11 protein-coding genes are annotated in these 15576 nt (G+C 61.0%); 10 read left to right on the top strand and 1 reads right to left on the bottom strand.

Annotated features, from left to right (window positions below; all coding sequences use genetic code 11):
- Positions 1 to 158 precede the first annotated feature (158 nt).
- The 5 genes from BLU48_RS30405 to BLU48_RS30425 all read left to right on the top strand — a co-directional run bounded on the left by BLU48_RS30405 (position 159) and on the right by BLU48_RS30425 (position 7980).
- Positions 159 to 2609, top strand: a complete 2451-nt coding sequence (locus BLU48_RS30405) for a glycogen/starch/alpha-glucan phosphorylase (protein ID WP_057025463.1) — start codon at positions 159 to 161, stop codon at positions 2607 to 2609.
- 156 nt (positions 2610 to 2765) lie between these two features.
- Entirely contained in the window at positions 2766 to 5843 is a 3078-nt protein-coding gene (locus BLU48_RS30410) for a DUF2339 domain-containing protein (protein ID WP_057025464.1), read from the top strand.
- Between the two features lie 95 nt (positions 5844 to 5938).
- Positions 5939 to 6949 (top strand): class 1 fructose-bisphosphatase, encoded by a 1011-nt coding sequence (locus tag BLU48_RS30415; RefSeq protein WP_034117301.1) that lies wholly within the window; start codon positions 5939 to 5941, stop codon positions 6947 to 6949.
- Positions 6950 to 7125: 176 nt separating this feature from the next.
- Complete coding sequence (locus BLU48_RS30420) at positions 7126 to 7380, top strand: lipoprotein (protein WP_043047281.1); 255 nt, start codon at positions 7126 to 7128, stop codon at positions 7378 to 7380.
- A 30-nt stretch (positions 7381 to 7410) separates the two neighbouring features.
- Complete coding sequence (locus BLU48_RS30425; RefSeq protein WP_034117302.1) at positions 7411 to 7980, top strand: lipocalin family protein; 570 nt, start codon at positions 7411 to 7413, stop codon at positions 7978 to 7980.
- A gap of 111 nt (positions 7981 to 8091) precedes the next feature.
- On the opposite strand, the gene BLU48_RS30430 is transcribed toward BLU48_RS30425, so the two are convergent.
- Positions 8092 to 9456: a formimidoylglutamate deiminase gene (locus BLU48_RS30430; RefSeq protein WP_057025465.1), complete on the bottom strand. Its 1365-nt coding sequence runs from the start codon at positions 9454 to 9456 to the stop codon at positions 8092 to 8094.
- 147 nt (positions 9457 to 9603) lie between these two features.
- Between BLU48_RS30430 and hutC the strand changes: the two genes are divergently transcribed.
- The 5 genes from hutC to BLU48_RS30455 all read left to right on the top strand — a co-directional run bounded on the left by hutC (position 9604) and on the right by BLU48_RS30455 (position 15554).
- On the top strand, positions 9604 to 10314 hold the full coding sequence (gene hutC / locus BLU48_RS30435; RefSeq protein WP_231984834.1) for a histidine utilization repressor: 711 nt from the start codon (positions 9604 to 9606) through the stop codon (positions 10312 to 10314).
- Positions 10311 to 10871, top strand: a complete 561-nt coding sequence (locus BLU48_RS30440; RefSeq protein WP_057025466.1) for a HutD/Ves family protein — start codon at positions 10311 to 10313, stop codon at positions 10869 to 10871. Before hutC ends, BLU48_RS30440 begins: the two co-directional genes overlap by 4 nt.
- A 390-nt stretch (positions 10872 to 11261) precedes the next feature.
- Positions 11262 to 12932, top strand: a complete 1671-nt coding sequence (gene hutU, locus BLU48_RS30445) for a urocanate hydratase (RefSeq protein WP_057025467.1) — start codon at positions 11262 to 11264, stop codon at positions 12930 to 12932.
- A gap of 141 nt (positions 12933 to 13073) precedes the next feature.
- Positions 13074 to 14519 (top strand): purine-cytosine permease family protein, encoded by a 1446-nt coding sequence (locus tag BLU48_RS30450; protein WP_057025468.1) that lies wholly within the window; start codon positions 13074 to 13076, stop codon positions 14517 to 14519.
- 69 nt (positions 14520 to 14588) lie between these two features.
- Entirely contained in the window at positions 14589 to 15554 is a 966-nt protein-coding gene (locus tag BLU48_RS30455) for an ABC transporter substrate-binding protein (protein WP_057025469.1), read from the top strand.
- Positions 15555 to 15576 lie beyond the last annotated feature (22 nt).

The following is a 15576-nucleotide window of genomic DNA, read 5'->3' on the forward strand; positions in this document are numbered from 1 at the left end:
TTTCAGGTTTTTCATCTTCGGTGGCGTTCGGGCACGACCCCTGCATCTAATCCCTTTAACAGTGAATGAGTTAAAAAACTGACGAACCAGAGCCTGCGCCGTGTGTCAGAGCGTCTAGGCTCTAGCAACTCCTTCTATCTCGCCCGAGGTCGCAACTGATGTCTCAGGAACCACTTGCACGAGAAGCAGAGGTAGCCGCATTCCGCGATGCTGTCTTGACCAAACTCACCTACGCGGTGGGCAAGGACCCGGATCACGCCTTCGACCATGACTGGTTCGAAGCCATTGCCCTGGCCGCCCGCGACCAAATGGTCGAACGCTGGATGGACCATACGCGACGTATTTACCGAAAAGGCCAAAAGCGCGTTTACTACCTCTCCCTGGAGTTCCTCATCGGCCGTTTGCTCTACGACAGCCTGAGCAACCTTGGCGTGCTGGAAATCGCCCGCGAAGCCTTGTCCGAGCTGGGTGTCGACCTGGAACGGATCCGCCTGCTGGAGCCCGACGCGGCTCTCGGCAACGGTGGCTTGGGGCGCCTGGCCGCCTGCTTCATGGAAAGCATGTCGACCCTGGGCATTGCCGGCCACGGTTATGGCATCCGTTATGAGCACGGTCTGTTCCGCCAGGCCATTGTCGACGGCTGGCAGCAGGAACAAACCGAACGCTGGCTGGATTTCGGCAACCCGTGGGAATTTGAACGCGCCGAGGTAATTTACCCGATCGGCTTTGGCGGCAGTGTCGAAACGATTGCGGACGCCTCCGGCAAGATGATCCAGGTGTGGTCGCCCAACGAGACCGTACGCGCAGTAGCCTATGACACTCCGGTAGTCGGCTGGCGCGGCGCCAGCGTCAACACCCTGCGCCTGTGGCGTGCACGGGCCGTAGAAGACTTGCACCTGGAGCGCTTCAATGCCGGTGACCACTTGGGCGCCGTCGCCGAAGTCGCCCGCGCCGAAAGCATCTCCCGCGTGCTGTACCCGGCCGACAGCACCGAAGCCGGGCAGGAATTGCGCCTGCGCCAGGAATATTTCTTCGTCTCCGCTTCACTGCAGGATCTGCTGCGCCGCCACAAGAACATGCACGGCTCGGTGCTGAGCCTGGGGGAACACGCCGCCATCCAGCTCAACGATACCCACCCGTCCATCGCCGTGGCCGAGTTGATGCGCCAGCTGGTCGACCTGCATGACATACCGTGGGAAGCCGCGTGGGACGTCACCGTCGAAACGCTTTCCTACACCAACCACACCTTGCTACCCGAAGCGCTGGAAACCTGGCCTGTAGGTTTGATGGAGCGCATGCTGCCCCGGCACATGCAGATCATCTACCTGATCAACGCCCAGCACATTGACTCGCTGCGCGCCAAGGGCATCCACGACTTCGACGTACTGCGCGCCGTGTCACTGATCGAAGAAGACAACGGCCGCCGCGTGCGCATGGGCAACCTGGCGTTCCTCGGCTCCCATAGCGTCAACGGCGTGTCCGGCTTGCATACCCAGCTGATGCGCAGCACGGTGTTCTCCGAACTGCACAAGCTTTACCCCGAACGGATCAACAACAAGACCAACGGCATCACCTTCCGCCGCTGGCTCTACCAGGCCAACCCCAAGTTGACCGCGATGCTGGTGGAGGCCCTGGGCCCGGACATTCTCGATAGCATGGAAACCCGCCTGACGGAGTTGGAAACCTTCGCCGAGAAACAGACCTTCCGCAAATCCTTCGCCGAACAGCGCTTGCACAGCAAGCGTGCACTGGCCGAGATCATTCATGAGCGCCTGGGCATCGCGGTCAACCCGGCGGCGATGTTCGACGTGCAGGTCAAGCGTATCCACGAATACAAGCGCCAACTGCTCAACCTGCTGCACACCGTGGCCCTGTACCAGGCGATTCGTGCCGAACCCGAGGTCGACTGGGTGCCAAGGGTGAAAATCTTCGCCGGCAAGGCTGCGGCCAGTTACCACCAGGCAAAGCTGATCATCAAGCTGACCAACGACATCGCCCGCACCGTCAACAACGACCCGACCGTACGTGGTCTGCTCAAGGTGGTGTTCCTGCCCAACTACAACGTCAGCCTGGCGGAAAGCATCATCCCGGCGGCGGACTTGTCGGAGCAGATCTCCACGGCCGGTTTCGAGGCGTCAGGCACCAGCAACATGAAGTTCGGCCTCAACGGTGCGTTGACCATCGGCACCATGGACGGCGCCAACGTGGAGATGCACGAGCGTGTCGGCGCCGAGCACATGTTTATCTTCGGCCTCAGTGCCCAGCAGGTGGAAGCGCGCAAGCACGCCGGAGAGTTCAACGCCGGGCCGGACATCGCCGTGTCCCACCGTTTGAGTGACGTGCTGCAAGCGATCCGCGGCGGGGTGTTCTCGCCGGATGATCCGGGGCGTTATGTCGGCCTGATCGACGGGCTGATCGACTACGACCGCTTCTTGGTGTGTGCCGATTTCGATTCCTACTGGGATGCCCAGGCACGGGTCGAGGCGCATTGGCATGACTCCAAGGAATGGTGGCGTTCGGCGGTGCTGAATACGGCAAGGATGGGCTGGTTCTCCTCGGACCGTACCATCCGCGAATACGCCACCGAGATCTGGAAAGCCCTCGACTAAACACCGCAACACAAAATGTGGGAGGGGGCTTGCCCCCGATGACGGAGTGTCAGCATTGACTGTATCAGCTGATCCACCGCTATCGGGGGCAAGCCCCCTCCCACATTGCTTCTGCGTCGATATACTGGCCTTCGGTTCGCTCAGGGAATATCGACCATGCAATGGATTTTCATGCTGATTGGCCTGGTACTCGGCTGGGCGCTCGATGAGTCTTTCAGCGATGCGGGTATCGGTGCATTGTTTGGGTTGGGCATCGGCCAGGCGCTCCGCCTGTCGCAGTTGTCGGCCCAGGCGCAGCAGCAGGCCAGTCAGTTGGAAACCACGCAGAAGGCGCTGATAGCCTTGGGCGAGCGCCTGCGGCAGCTGGAAGTGCCCACGCCGACCAGCAACGTTGCAGCCGACCCCCCTGTGCCTGAGCCGGCACCTGTCGCCAAACCGTCCGAACTGGTTTGGGAGCTGCCTGCTGAATTGACGCCTGGGGCCATGATTGCCGAGCCGAGCCGGCCGCTACCGGATGACGCCTGGACGCCCAATGCCACGCCTCGGCCACCTGAACCACTACGCAGCCCCAACCTGATCGAACGCGCCATTACCGCTGCACGCAATTGGCTGTTCGGCGGCAATACCGTGCTGCGTGTCGGTTTGGTGCTGTTGTTCCTTGGCCTGGCGTTCCTGCTGCGCTACGCCACGGAAGGCATGGTAGTGCCGATCCAGCTGCGGTACGCCGGAGTAGCGACGGCTGCCATCGGCCTGCTGGGCCTGGGCTGGTGGTTGCGGCGGCGTAACAGCAATTACGGCCTGATGCTGCAAGGTGCCGGTATCGCAGTGCTGTACCTGACGGTATTCGCCGCGATGCGCTTGCACCCGTTGATCGACCCGGGCACGGCGTTTGGCCTGTTGGTGGTCGTGACCGTTTTTTCCGCGATTCTGGCGCTCACTCAAGATGCGCTGGGCCTGGCCTGCGCGGCCGCGCTGGGCGGTTTTGCTGCGCCGCTCCTGGCGTCTACCGGTGCCGGCAGCCATGTGACGTTGTTCAGCTACTTCGCCCTGCTCAATGCCGGCATCCTTGCCATCGCCTGGTTCAAGGCTTGGCGCCCACTCAATCTGATCGGCTTTGTCGGCACCTTCGGTATCGGCTTCGCCTGGGGCATGCGTTCCTATACGCCGGATATGCTCCGGAGCACTGAGCCGTTCTTGATTGTATTTTTCCTGATGTACCTGGCCGTCGGCTTGTTGTTTGCCCGGCGCAAGTTGCAGGAGTTGGGTGACGCGCCTGAGGGCGACAGCCGTGGCGCGTTGCTGCGTTGGTCGGCGGCCAAAGGCGATTACGTCGACGGCAGCCTGCTGTTCGGTCCGCCGCTGTTGGGCTTTGGGTTGCAGTTCGCATTGGTACAGCATCTGGAATTTGCCGCAGCGTTCAGTGCCTTGGCACTGGGCATTCTCTACATGGCCCTGGCGCGCTGGCTGAGCGGCGGGCGTGCCTTGTTGCTGGCGCAAACCTGCCTGGCCCTTGGGGTGATTTTCGCCAGCCTGGCGATTCCCCTGGGGCTCGATGCGCGTTGGACCACGGCGGCCTGGGCAGTAGAGGGCGCCGGAATCTTCTGGCTCGGCTTGCGCCAACAGCGGCTATTGGCGCGGGCATTTGCCTTGTTGCTGCAGCTAGGCTCGGCACTGGCTTTTTTCAGCGAGTTGCGCCCCGGTACAGACACGCTGCTGGAGGGGCCTGCACTGAGTGCGTTGTTGCTAGGCGCAGCGTCGCTGTTCACGTTTTATCAGGTTCACAAAGCTGCGCCTGAGCTCGCCCACGCTTGGGAACGTAAAGGCGCACCGTGGCTTGCGGCGCTCGGCCTGGGCTGTGGATATCTGCTGGCGCCGTTGCTGTGGTCGACCCAGGGCAGCGTCATCGGCTGGTCGCTCGCCGGACTGGTAACGGCGTGGGCAGGCCAGCGGCTCGGTTCGCAGGCTTGGGTGCGTTGTGCTGTGGCCGTGCAACTGCTCAGCGGCATCAGCTTTGCGCTCGACCCTGTCAGTAATTTCTACACACCGATGATCATCGCCCTGGCCGCAATGACCAGCGCCTGGTGTTTGCGGCAGCAGCAATCGACCCGCAGCTCCAAACTGCTGCTGGGCTGGGGCGTGGTGTGGTGGGGGCTGGCCGTGCTCGGCGAAGTGTGGCGCTCAGCCCCGACGGATTGGCACGCAACCTGGTTATACGCGGCAGCGGCGCTGAGCACAGGGTTGTGGTGCTGGCTGGCGCTGCGCCTGCGTTGGGTGGCGCTCGGGGCGGTGTGCACCTTGCTGATGCCGGTTGCCGGTATGGTGCTGCTTGGCACATGGGACGAGTACTACCATCCGGCCGCCAACCTCGCCGGGTTGGCATGGGTTGCGGTTTTCGCGCTGCACTTCGTTTCACTGCGCCGCCTGGCGTTGCTGGTGCCGCAGCAAGCGCTGAGTGTTGCCCATGTGCTCGGCTGCTGGATGTTGATCGGCGCGCTGACGCTGGAGCTGCGCTACGGCCTGATGCAGCTGTCGAGCGAGTACAACGCCTGGCGCTGGCTGGGTTGGGCGATTCTGCCAAGTCTGTATCTGGTGCTCGCGGCACCACCACGTGCCTGGCCGTGGCCGGTGTCGGCCTATCCGCGTGAGTACCGCGTGCTGGCCACGCTACCCCTGGCCGTATTGATGCTGGGGTGGTTCTGGCTGGCGAATATGTTCAGCGACGGTACCGCCAAACCGATGCCCTACGTGCCGCTGATCAGCCCGCTGGACCTGGGCCTGCTGTTTGCGTTGCTCGGGGTGTACCTGTGGTCGCGCAGCGTGGCGCTGCAGCGTGGGGCGCAAGTGACATTGATTGCCCAGGCGGTGGTGGGTGCCTCGTTGTTTGCTTTCTTTACCGCGCTGGTGATGCGCACCGCGCACCATTGGAGCGGTGTGCCGTTCCATTTGGATGCGCTGCTGGAGTCGATGCGGGTCCAGGCAGGGTTGTCGATTGTCTGGACCCTGATCGCCCTCGGCCTGATGATCGGCGGTCACCTGCGCCATCGTCGCGAAGTATGGCTGGTCGGTGCGGTGCTGATTGCGGTGGTGGTGGCCAAGCTGTTCTTTGTCGAGTTGAGTAACCGCGGCGGCCTGGCGCGAATCGTGTCGTTCATCGGCGTGGGTGGGTTGCTGCTGGTGGTGGGGTATTTCGCACCGCTGCCGCCCAAGCGGGCTGAGCCTGCGGGCAGGCCTTGAACTCTATTGGAGTTAAATCCTCTGATTAGAGGAAATACACCTCGACTCGCGCTAAACTGCGCGGGTTTTCAGCCCCCCATTCTCCGGAGCCGTCCATGTCCCGCGTTACCCTGAGTCGCTATTTGATCGAGCAGACCCGCAGCAACAACACGCCTGCTGATCTGCGCTTCCTTATCGAAGTGGTGGCGCGTGCTTGCAAGGAAATCAGCCACGCCGTATCCAAAGGCGCCCTCGGTGGCGTGCTGGGCAGCATGGGCACTGAGAACGTGCAAGGCGAAGTGCAGAAGAAACTCGACGTAATCTCCAACGAGATCCTGCTCGAAGCCAACGAATGGGGTGGTCACCTGGCTGGCATGGCGTCCGAAGAAATGGACAATGCCTACCAGATCCCGGGCAAATACCCGAAAGGCGCGTACCTGCTGGTATTCGATCCACTGGACGGCTCGTCCAACATCGACATCAACGCACCAGTCGGCACCATCTTCTCGGTACTGCGTTGCCCAAGCGAATACCTGAGCCAGAACGAAGCCCTGAACGAAAAGGCCTTCCTGCAGCCAGGCACTGAGCAGGTGGCTGCCGGCTATGCGATCTACGGCCCACAGACCATGTTGGTGCTGACCCTGGGCGACGGCGTCAAGGGCTTCACCCTCGACCGCGAAATGGGCAGCTTTGTGCTGACCCACGAAGACATTTCGATTCCTGCCTCTACCCAGGAATTCGCGATCAACATGTCCAACCAGCGTCACTGGGAAGAGCCGGTGAAACGTTACGTCAACGAGCTGATGGAAGGCGAAGAAGGTCCGTTGAAGAAGAACTTCAACATGCGCTGGGTCGCCGCGATGGTGGCCGACGTGCATCGCATCCTGACCCGTGGCGGCCTGTTCATGTACCCACGCGACAGCCGCGAGCCGTCCAAGCCGGGCAAGTTGCGCCTGATGTACGAAGCCAACCCGATGTCGTTCCTGGTCGAGCAGGCGGGCGGTGCGTCCACCGATGGCCACCAGCGTATCCTCGATATCCAGCCCGAAGGCCTGCATCAGCGCGTGGCGGTGTTCCTGGGTTCGAAGGAAGAAGTTGAGCGTGTGACCGGCTACCACAAGAAGTAATACACGGCGATAAATTATCCGCCGTGTTGTGAGGCCGTTCACCCTTGAAGAAGCCCCGAAACGTTTCAGCGTTTGCGGGGCTTTTTTGTTTTCGCTCGTCGGGAACCAGACACCTCTTTTCCCTTCTAAGCTTCTGGCAGATACCCCAGCTGCTTTGTCTCTCCAGGAGCTTTTCCATGTCTTTACGCCGTCTCGCCCTGCTGGCTTTTTGCGTGCTGTTAGCCGCTTGCAGCAAGGTCACTCAAGAAAACTACCAGAAATTGTCGGCCGGCATGGCCAAGGCCGAGGTAGAGTCGTTGCTGGGCAAGCCAACCGATTGTTCCGGCGCACTGGGCATGTCCAGCTGCACCTGGGGCGATAAAAACAGCTTTATCAGCGTGCAGTACGCCGGTGACAAAGTTCTGATGTTTTCCGGGCAAGGCCTGAAGTAAACCGGGGCGCGAGCCTGCGGGAGAAGAAGAATGATGCGTTTTGTTTTGTTCCTTTGCGCCAGCCTGTTTTTGGCGGGCTGTGCCAGCCATTCTGGCGATGATCTGCAACCCAAGACCGCGAGCAACGTCAACCTCAAGCGTTACCAGGGCACCTGGTATGAGTTGGCGCGTTTGCCCATGTACTTTCAGCGCAACTGCGCGCAATCCGAAGCGCGCTATACCTTGCTGCCGGACGGTGACATGTCGGTGTTCAATCGCTGCCTGACACCTGAATGGAAGTGGCAGGAGGCCAAAGGCACGGCCACGCCGCAAGTGCCCGGCAAGACCGACAAGCTTTGGGTCGAATTCAATAACTGGTTCACGTCACTGCTGCCGGGCGTCGCCAAGGGCGATTACTGGGTGCTGTATGTGAGCGATGACTACAAGACCGCCATCGTCGGCAGCCCGAGCCGGCGCTATATGTGGATCCTGTCGCGCACGCCGACGGTGAGCGCCGATACCCGTGAAGACTTGCTCAGTAGGGCGCGGCAGCAGGGGTATGACACCACGCGGTTGATCTGGCGTACTTCAGATAAACAAATGGCCAAGACTTCGCAGTAATTAAATGTGGGAGGGGGCTTGCTCCCGATGCAGTGTGTCAGCCAGTACATCTGATACTGACACACCGCTATCGGGAGCAAGCCCCCTCCCACATGTGTTAGGTGTTGGCCGTTAGCCCAACAGATCTCTCAAGACTTGCGTGAATACCCGGCTGCTTTCCTCTTCACCAGCATGCCGCCCGTCCCGCACCACCCACTTGCCATTGACCAGCACATCGCGCACCTGGCGATCGCCACCGGCGAACAGCCAGCGATTGAGAATCCCATCCTCACTGGCGGTGGCCAGGTACGGATCGTTACCGTCCAGCACGATCCAATCCGCACGCTTACCCACTTCCAAGCGACCAATCGGCTGGCCCAGTGCCTGTGCGCCACCGTCCAGCGCAGCATCGAACAGCGTGCGCCCAACCATCGGCTGATCACTGCGATACAGGCGATTACGCCGTTGATCGCGCAGACGCTGGCCGTATTCCAACCAACGCAGTTCTTCCACCACGCTCAGTGATACATGGCTGTCGGACCCGATACCCATGTGTCCACCCTGGGCGAGGAAATCCACCGCCGGAAAAATCCCATCGCCCAGGTTCGCTTCGGTGGTCAGGCACAAACCGGCAATCGCTCGACTCTTGGCCATGCGTGTCACTTCATCGGGGTCGGCGTGGGTGGCGTGCACCAGGCACCAGCGTTCATCCACTTCAACATTGTCATACAGCCATTGCAGCGGGCGCTTGCCGCTCCAGGCCAGGCAGTCGTCGACTTCTTTTTGCTGCTCCGCGATATGGATATGCACCGGGCAAGTCTTGTCACTGGCGGCCAGGACGTCGTGGATTTGCTGGGGGATGACGGCGCGCAGAGAGTGGAAACACAGGCCCAGTTGCTGCGCGGGTTGTGCCGCCAGGATCGGCTGCAAGCGTGCTTGCAGGTCCAGGTAGTTTTCGGTGCTGTTGATAAAACGGCGCTGGCCTTCATTCGGCGCCTGGCCGCCGAAGCCTGAGTGGGTATAGAGCACCGGCACCAACGTCAGGCCGATCCCGCTGCTGGCGGCCGCCAGGCTGATCTGGCGCGACAGCTCGGTACGGTCGGCATAGGGCTGGCCGCTGACATCGTGGTGCACGTAATGAAACTCGGCCACCGAGGTGTAGCCGGCCTTGAGCATTTCGATATACAACTGGCGGGCGATGACCTGCAATTGCTCGGGGCTGATCTTGCCGACCATGCGGTACATCAGGTCGCGCCAGGTCCAGAAACTGTCATTGGGGTTGCCTGCCACTTCGGCCAAACCCGCCATGGCGCGCTGGAACGCATGGGAATGCAGGTTAGGCATGCCCGCCAATACCGGGCCTCTGAGCCGTTCGGCGCCGTCTGCACTGGCATTGGCCTCCACCTGGGCCAGCAGGCCATCGGCGCTGACCTCAAGACGTACATCGTTGGCCCATCCATTAGGCAGCAGCGCGCGTTCGGCAAAGAAAGCGGACATGATCAAGGCACCCCGGTCGTGTGTTTATTTGTATATACATATACAGACGTTTGCCTGCTCGGTAAACTCCGGCAATCTATGCATCTTTTCTTCCTGCAAGGATTCCCTGTGCCGACTCCGCCCGCCAAGTCTTCGCTGGCTGCCCACATGGACGAAAGTCCGGCGCCCTTGTACGCCCGCGTCAAACAGATGATCAGCCAGCAGATTCTCAACGGCAACTGGCCGCCCCATTACCGCGTGCCGTCGGAGAGCGAGCTGGTCAGCCAGTTGGGCTTCAGCCGCATGACCATCAACCGCGCACTGCGCGAACTGACCGCCGAAGGGATGTTGGTGCGCATGCAAGGGGTCGGCACGTTCGTCGCCGAACCGAAGAGCCAGTCAGCGCTGTTTGAGGTGCACAACATCGCCGATGAGATCGCTTCCCGCGGGCATCGGCACACGTGCCAGGTCATCACCCTGGGCGAAGAAGCCGCCGGTTCCGAGCGTGCCGTGGCCCTGGAAATGCGCGAAGGCGGACGGGTGTTTCATTCGTTGATCGTGCATTACGAGAACGATATTCCGGTGCAAATCGAAGACCGTTTCGTCAATGCCCTGGTCGCGCCGCAATACCTGCAACAGGATTTCACCCAGCAGACTCCCTACGCCTACTTGAATCAGGTCGCGCCATTGACCGAGGGCGAGCATGTGGTTGAGGCGATCCTTGCCGACGCCGCCGAGTGCAAGTTGTTGCAGATCGAGCCGAGCGAACCGTGCCTGTTGATTCGTCGCCGCACCTGGTCAGGTCGCCAGCCGGTCACCGCTGCGCGGTTGATCCACCCCGGTTCCCGTCACAGCCTGGAAGGGAGGTTCAGCAAATGAGTGAAGTCAAGATCTGGCGCGCCGCTGACTATGTGCGCATGCCGTGGAAAAACGGCGGCGGCAGTACCGAAGAGATCACCCGTGATGCGGGCACTGGCCTGGATGGATTTGGCTGGCGCCTGTCGATTGCCGATATTGCCGAATCGGGCGAATTCTCCACGTTCGCCGGTTACCAGCGCGTGATTACGGTGATCAAGGGCGCGGGCATGGTGCTGACCGTTGACGGCGAGGAACAGCGCGGTTTGCTGCCGTTGCAGCCATTCGCGTTCGCGGGAGACAGCCAAGTGACGTGCCGTCTGATTACCGGGCCGATCCGCGATTTCAACCTGATCTATTCGCCTGAGCGTTATCACGCGCGTTTGCAGTGGGTGGATGGCGTGCAGCGGTTTTTCAGCACGGCACAGACAGTGCTGGTGTTCAGCGTGGCGGATGAGGTGAAGGTGTTGGGCGAGACCCTCGGTCACCACGATTGCCTGCAAGTGGACGGTAACGCGGGCTTGCTGGATATCTCGGTCACTGGCCGTTGCTGCCTGATCGAACTGACCGCACGCGGTTGAAAAATGTGGGAGGGGGCTTGCTCCCGATGGCGGTGTATCAGTCACCTATAAATTGACTGAACTACTGCTATCGGGGGGGCAAGCCCCCTCCCACATTTGTTTCTGTTTCCAGGCTGCGCACCAATTTGTTACTTAATGCCCCAGCGTGACGCAAAGCTGCGCTGTCGTGACAAATCCCTCTTGCCGTAAAACATCTCCGTAAGAAATTTCATCAAGCTTTGAAGCCTTTATTTTCAAGGCCTTTGCTCACCTTCGAAAAAAATCTGCAGGGCTCACACCAAGAGTTGGCCGCTCGATTGCATATGCTTGTACATACAAGTAAAGATGTGTGCGTAAGACTCTCCTTCGCACCATCCGTGTTCGCGCATCGATCGCCGAGGAGTCCTAGCAGTGACCAAGTCTACAAAATACCGTGACGTCGAAATCCGCGCCGCCCGCGGTAACAAGCTCACCGCCAAAAGCTGGCTGACTGAAGCGCCGCTGCGCATGCTGATGAACAACCTCGACCCACAAGTGGCCGAGAACCCGAAAGAGCTGGTGGTGTACGGCGGTATTGGCCGTGCGGCGCGCAATTGGGAATGCTACGACCAGATCGTCGAGAGCCTCACCAACCTGAACGACGACGAAACCCTATTGGTGCAATCGGGTAAACCGGTCGGCGTGTTCAAGACCCACAGCAATGCCCCGCGTGTGCTGATCGCCAACTCCAACCTGGTGCCGCACTGGGCCAGCTGGGAACACTTTAACGAATTGGATGCCAAGGGCCTGGCCATGTACGGCCAGATGACCGCCGGCAGCTGGATATACATCGGCAGCCAGGGCATCGTCCAGGGCACCTACGAAACCTTCGTCGAAGCTGGCCGCCAGCATTACAACAGCGATTTGACCGGTCGCTGGGTGCTCACCGCCGGTCTCGGCGGCATGGGCGGGGCCCAGCCGCTGGCGGCAACCCTGGCCGGCGCTTGCTCGCTGAACATCGAATGCCAGCAGGTCAGCATCGATTTCCGCCTGAGCAGCCGCTATGTCGACGAGCAAGCTACCGACCTCGACGACGCCCTGGCACGCATTGGCAAGTACACCAAGGAAGGCAAGGCCATCTCCATCGCCTTGCTGGGTAACGCCGCCGAAATCCTGCCGGAACTGGTCAAGCGTGGTGTACGTCCGGACATGGTCACCGACCAGACCAGCGCCCACGACCCGCTCAACGGCTACCTGCCAGCCGGCTGGACCTGGGACGAATACCGCGCCCGCGCCAAGACCGAGCCCGCCGCCGTGATCAAGGCCGCCAAGCAGTCGATGGCCGTGCACGTCAAAGCCATGCTGGAATTCCAGAAGCAGGGCATCCCGACCTTCGACTACGGCAATAACATCCGCCAGATGGCCCAGGAAGAAGGTGTGGAAAACGCCTTCGACTTTCCTGGTTTCGTACCGGCCTATATCCGCCCGCTGTTCTGCCGTGGCATCGGCCCGTTCCGTTGGGCTGCACTGTCCGGCGACCCGCAGGACATCTACAAGACTGACGCCAAGGTCAAAGAGCTGATCCCGGACGATGCCCACCTGCACAACTGGCTTGACATGGCTCGCGAACGCATCAGCTTCCAGGGCTTGCCGGCTCGTATCTGCTGGGTTGGCCTGGGCCAGCGCGCCAAGCTCGGCCTGGCCTTCAACGAAATGGTACGCAGCGGCGAACTGTCCGCGCCGGTGGTGATCGGCCGTGACCACCTGGACTCCGGCTCTGTGGCCAGCCCGAACCGCGAAACCGAGGCCATGCAGGACGGTTCCGACGCCGTATCCGACTGGCCGCTGCTCAACGCCTTGCTCAACACCGCGAGCGGCGCGACCTGGGTTTCGCTGCACCACGGTGGTGGCGTAGGCATGGGCTTCTCCCAGCATTCGGGCATGGTGATCGTGTGTGACGGTACCGACGAAGCGGCTGAGCGCATTGCGCGGGTACTGCATAACGACCCGGCGACGGGGGTGATGCGTCATGCCGATGCCGGTTACCAGATCGCTATTGATTGCGCCAAGGAACAGGGCCTCAACCTGCCGATGATCAAGTGACCCATGTGGGAGGGGGCTTGCCCCCGATAGCGGCGGGTCAGTCATCTGATCTGTTGGCTGATACACCGCAATCGGGGGCAAGCCCCCTCCCACATTGGATCGGCGGCAACACTCAAGACAATCCATCAGAGGTTGAACCCCATGGCTGCGAATGACACCACCCCGTTGATCGAAAGGCGCTCGATCGACTACATCCCGGAAGCGGAAAGACACGGTCGTCTATTTAGCCAGTTCACCCTGTGGATGGGTGCCAACCTGCAAATCACCGCGATCGTCACCGGGGCCCTGGCCGTGGTGCTGGGCGGTGATGTGTTCTGGTCGTTGATCGGCCTGCTGGTCGGTCAACTGATTGGCGGCGGCGTCATGGCCTTGCATGCGGCCCAAGGCCCCAAGCTTGGCCTGCCGCAGATGATTTCCAGCCGGGTGCAGTTCGGCGTGTATGGCGCGGCCATCCCGATCGTACTGGTGTGCTTGATGTACCTGGGTTTCACCGCAACCGGCACCGTGCTGTCGGGTCAGGCGCTGGGGCAGTTGTTTGGAGTCAGCGACAGCGTCGGTATCCTGATCTTTGCCAGTGTCATCGTGCTGGTCACCGTGCTGGGTTACCGGGTGATCCATTTCATCGGCCGTGTCGCCAGCGTCATTGGCGTGATTGCTTTTGTCTACCTGTTCAGTCGCCTGATGGGCCAGACCGACGTTGGCGCACTCCTGCAGATCCGCCATTTCAGCTGGAGCAGTTTTCTGTTGGCCGTGTCCCTCGCGGCATCCTGGCAGATCGCCTTCGGCCCGTATGTGGCGGACTATTCGCGCTACCTGCCGAGCCAGACGTCATCGGTGAAAACCTTTCTTGCCGCTGGCGCAGGTTCGGTCGTCGGTGCACAGGTGGCGATGGTCCTTGGCGTGTTTGCCGCTGCGATGTCCGACGGACAGTTCGCCGGTCACGAAGTGGCCTACATCGTGGGCCTGAGCGGTACGGGAGCGACCGCTGCGTTGCTGTATTTCAGCATCGCGTTCGGCAAGGTCACCATCTCGACGCTGAACTCCTACGGCAGCTTCATGTGCATTGCGACCATCGTCAGCGGTTTCCGTGGTCGCCTGGAGGTCACGCGGCTGCAGCGCCTGGCATTCGTGCTGGTCATCGTCGGCGCGGCGACCCTGATCGCGTTGCTCGGCCAGCATTCGTTCCTGGGGGCGTTCAAGTCGTTCATCCTGTTCCTGCTGGCGTTCTTTACGCCCTGGAGTGCGATCAACCTGGTGGATTACTACTGCATCACCCGCGAGCGCTATGACGTGCCGGCACTGGCCGACCCGAACGGTCGCTACGGGCGCTGGAACCTGCTGGGTATCAGCGTCTATATCTTCGGCGTGCTGGTGCAGCTGCCGTTCATCGCCACCAAGTTCTACACCGGCCCTTTGGTGGCCGCGCTGGGTGGCGTGGATATTTCCTGGATCATCGGCTTGGTACTGCCGGCGGCCCTGTATTACGTGTGTGCGAAAAAATGGCACGGCACGGTACCCGATCACCTGATCCTGCCAAAAGAGCAGGGCGCTTTACCCACAACAAACGGGCTGGCTGCACAAGCCTGATGGGACGTGGACAGGGCAGGACGCCTACTGACTGCCGTAATCCATTTCATGATTGGGAGCGTCACAACAATGACTATGAATAAGACCTTGCTGGCTACCTTGTTCTCGGCTGGCTTGCTGGCAAGCGCCGGCGCCCAGGCGGCCGGCTGGTGCGAATCCGGCAAACCGGTGAAATTCGCCGGCCTGAACTGGGAAAGCGGCATGTTGCTCACCGACATCCTGCAAACCGTGCTGGAAAAAGGCTACGACTGCAAAACCGACAGCCTGCCGGGCAACTCCATCACCATGGAAAACGCCCTGGGCAGTAACGATATCCAAGTGTTTGCCGAGGAGTGGGTAGGCCGCAGCGAGGTCTGGAACAAGGCCGAGAAGGCCGGCAAGGTCGTGGGCGTCGGTGCCCCGGTCGTCGGTGCGGTCGAAGGTTGGTACGTACCGCGTTATGTGATCGAAGGCGACGCCAAGCGCAAGCTGGAAGCCAAGGCCCCGGACCTGAAAAGCATCGCCGACCTGGCCAAGTACGCCTCGGTGTTCAAGGACCAGGAAGAGCCCTCCAAGGGCCGTTTCTACAACTGCCCGGCCGGCTGGACCTGTGAGCTGGACAACAGCGAAATGCTCAAGAGCTACGGCCTGGAAAGCACCTATACCAACTTCCGCCCGGGCACCGGCCCGGCGCTGGACGCGGCGGTGCTGTCGAGCTACAAGCGCGGCGAGCCGATCCTGTTCTACTACTGGTCGCCGACGCCACTGATGGGCCAGGTCGACCTGGTCAAATTGGAAGAAAAACCCGGCGTGGATAAGCGCGTGAGTATCAAGGTCGGCCTGTCCAAGACCTTCCACGAGCAAGCCCCGGAACTGGTGGCTGTGCTGGAAAAGGTCAATCTGCCCATCGACCTGCTGAATCAGAACCTCGGCCGCATGGCCAAGGAGCGCATCGAGTCGCCAAAACTGGCGAAAATTTTCCTCAAGGAACATCCTGAAGTCTGGCACGCCTGGGTGAGCGACGACGCAGCCAAGAAAATCGACGCGGCCTTGTAGGTCAAGTGTGCACGGCTACCCT

Origin of the sequence: Pseudomonas synxantha (genome assembly GCF_900105675.1) — a bacterium.
GTDB classification, from domain to species: domain Bacteria; phylum Pseudomonadota; class Gammaproteobacteria; order Pseudomonadales; family Pseudomonadaceae; genus Aquipseudomonas; species Aquipseudomonas synxantha.

Bases quoted from the DNA above. Each gene is read 5' to 3' on its own strand.
- BLU48_RS30405 (WP_057025463.1), top strand. From the start codon at position 159: ATGTCTCAGGAACCACTTGCACGAGAAGCAGAGGTAGCCGCATTCCGC.
- BLU48_RS30410 (WP_057025464.1), top strand. From the start codon at position 2,766: ATGCAATGGATTTTCATGCTGATTGGCCTGGTACTCGGCTGGGCGCTC.
- BLU48_RS30415 (WP_034117301.1), top strand. From the start codon at position 5,939: ATGTCCCGCGTTACCCTGAGTCGCTATTTGATCGAGCAGACCCGCAGC.
- BLU48_RS30420 (WP_043047281.1), top strand. From the start codon at position 7,126: ATGTCTTTACGCCGTCTCGCCCTGCTGGCTTTTTGCGTGCTGTTAGCC.
- BLU48_RS30425 (WP_034117302.1), top strand. From the start codon at position 7,411: ATGATGCGTTTTGTTTTGTTCCTTTGCGCCAGCCTGTTTTTGGCGGGC.
- BLU48_RS30430 (WP_057025465.1), bottom strand. From the start codon at position 9,456: ATGTCCGCTTTCTTTGCCGAACGCGCGCTGCTGCCTAATGGATGGGCC.
- hutC (WP_231984834.1), top strand. From the start codon at position 9,604: ATGGACGAAAGTCCGGCGCCCTTGTACGCCCGCGTCAAACAGATGATC.
- BLU48_RS30440 (WP_057025466.1), top strand. From the start codon at position 10,311: ATGAGTGAAGTCAAGATCTGGCGCGCCGCTGACTATGTGCGCATGCCG.
- BLU48_RS30450 (WP_057025468.1), top strand. From the start codon at position 13,074: ATGGCTGCGAATGACACCACCCCGTTGATCGAAAGGCGCTCGATCGAC.
- BLU48_RS30455 (WP_057025469.1), top strand. From the start codon at position 14,589: ATGACTATGAATAAGACCTTGCTGGCTACCTTGTTCTCGGCTGGCTTG.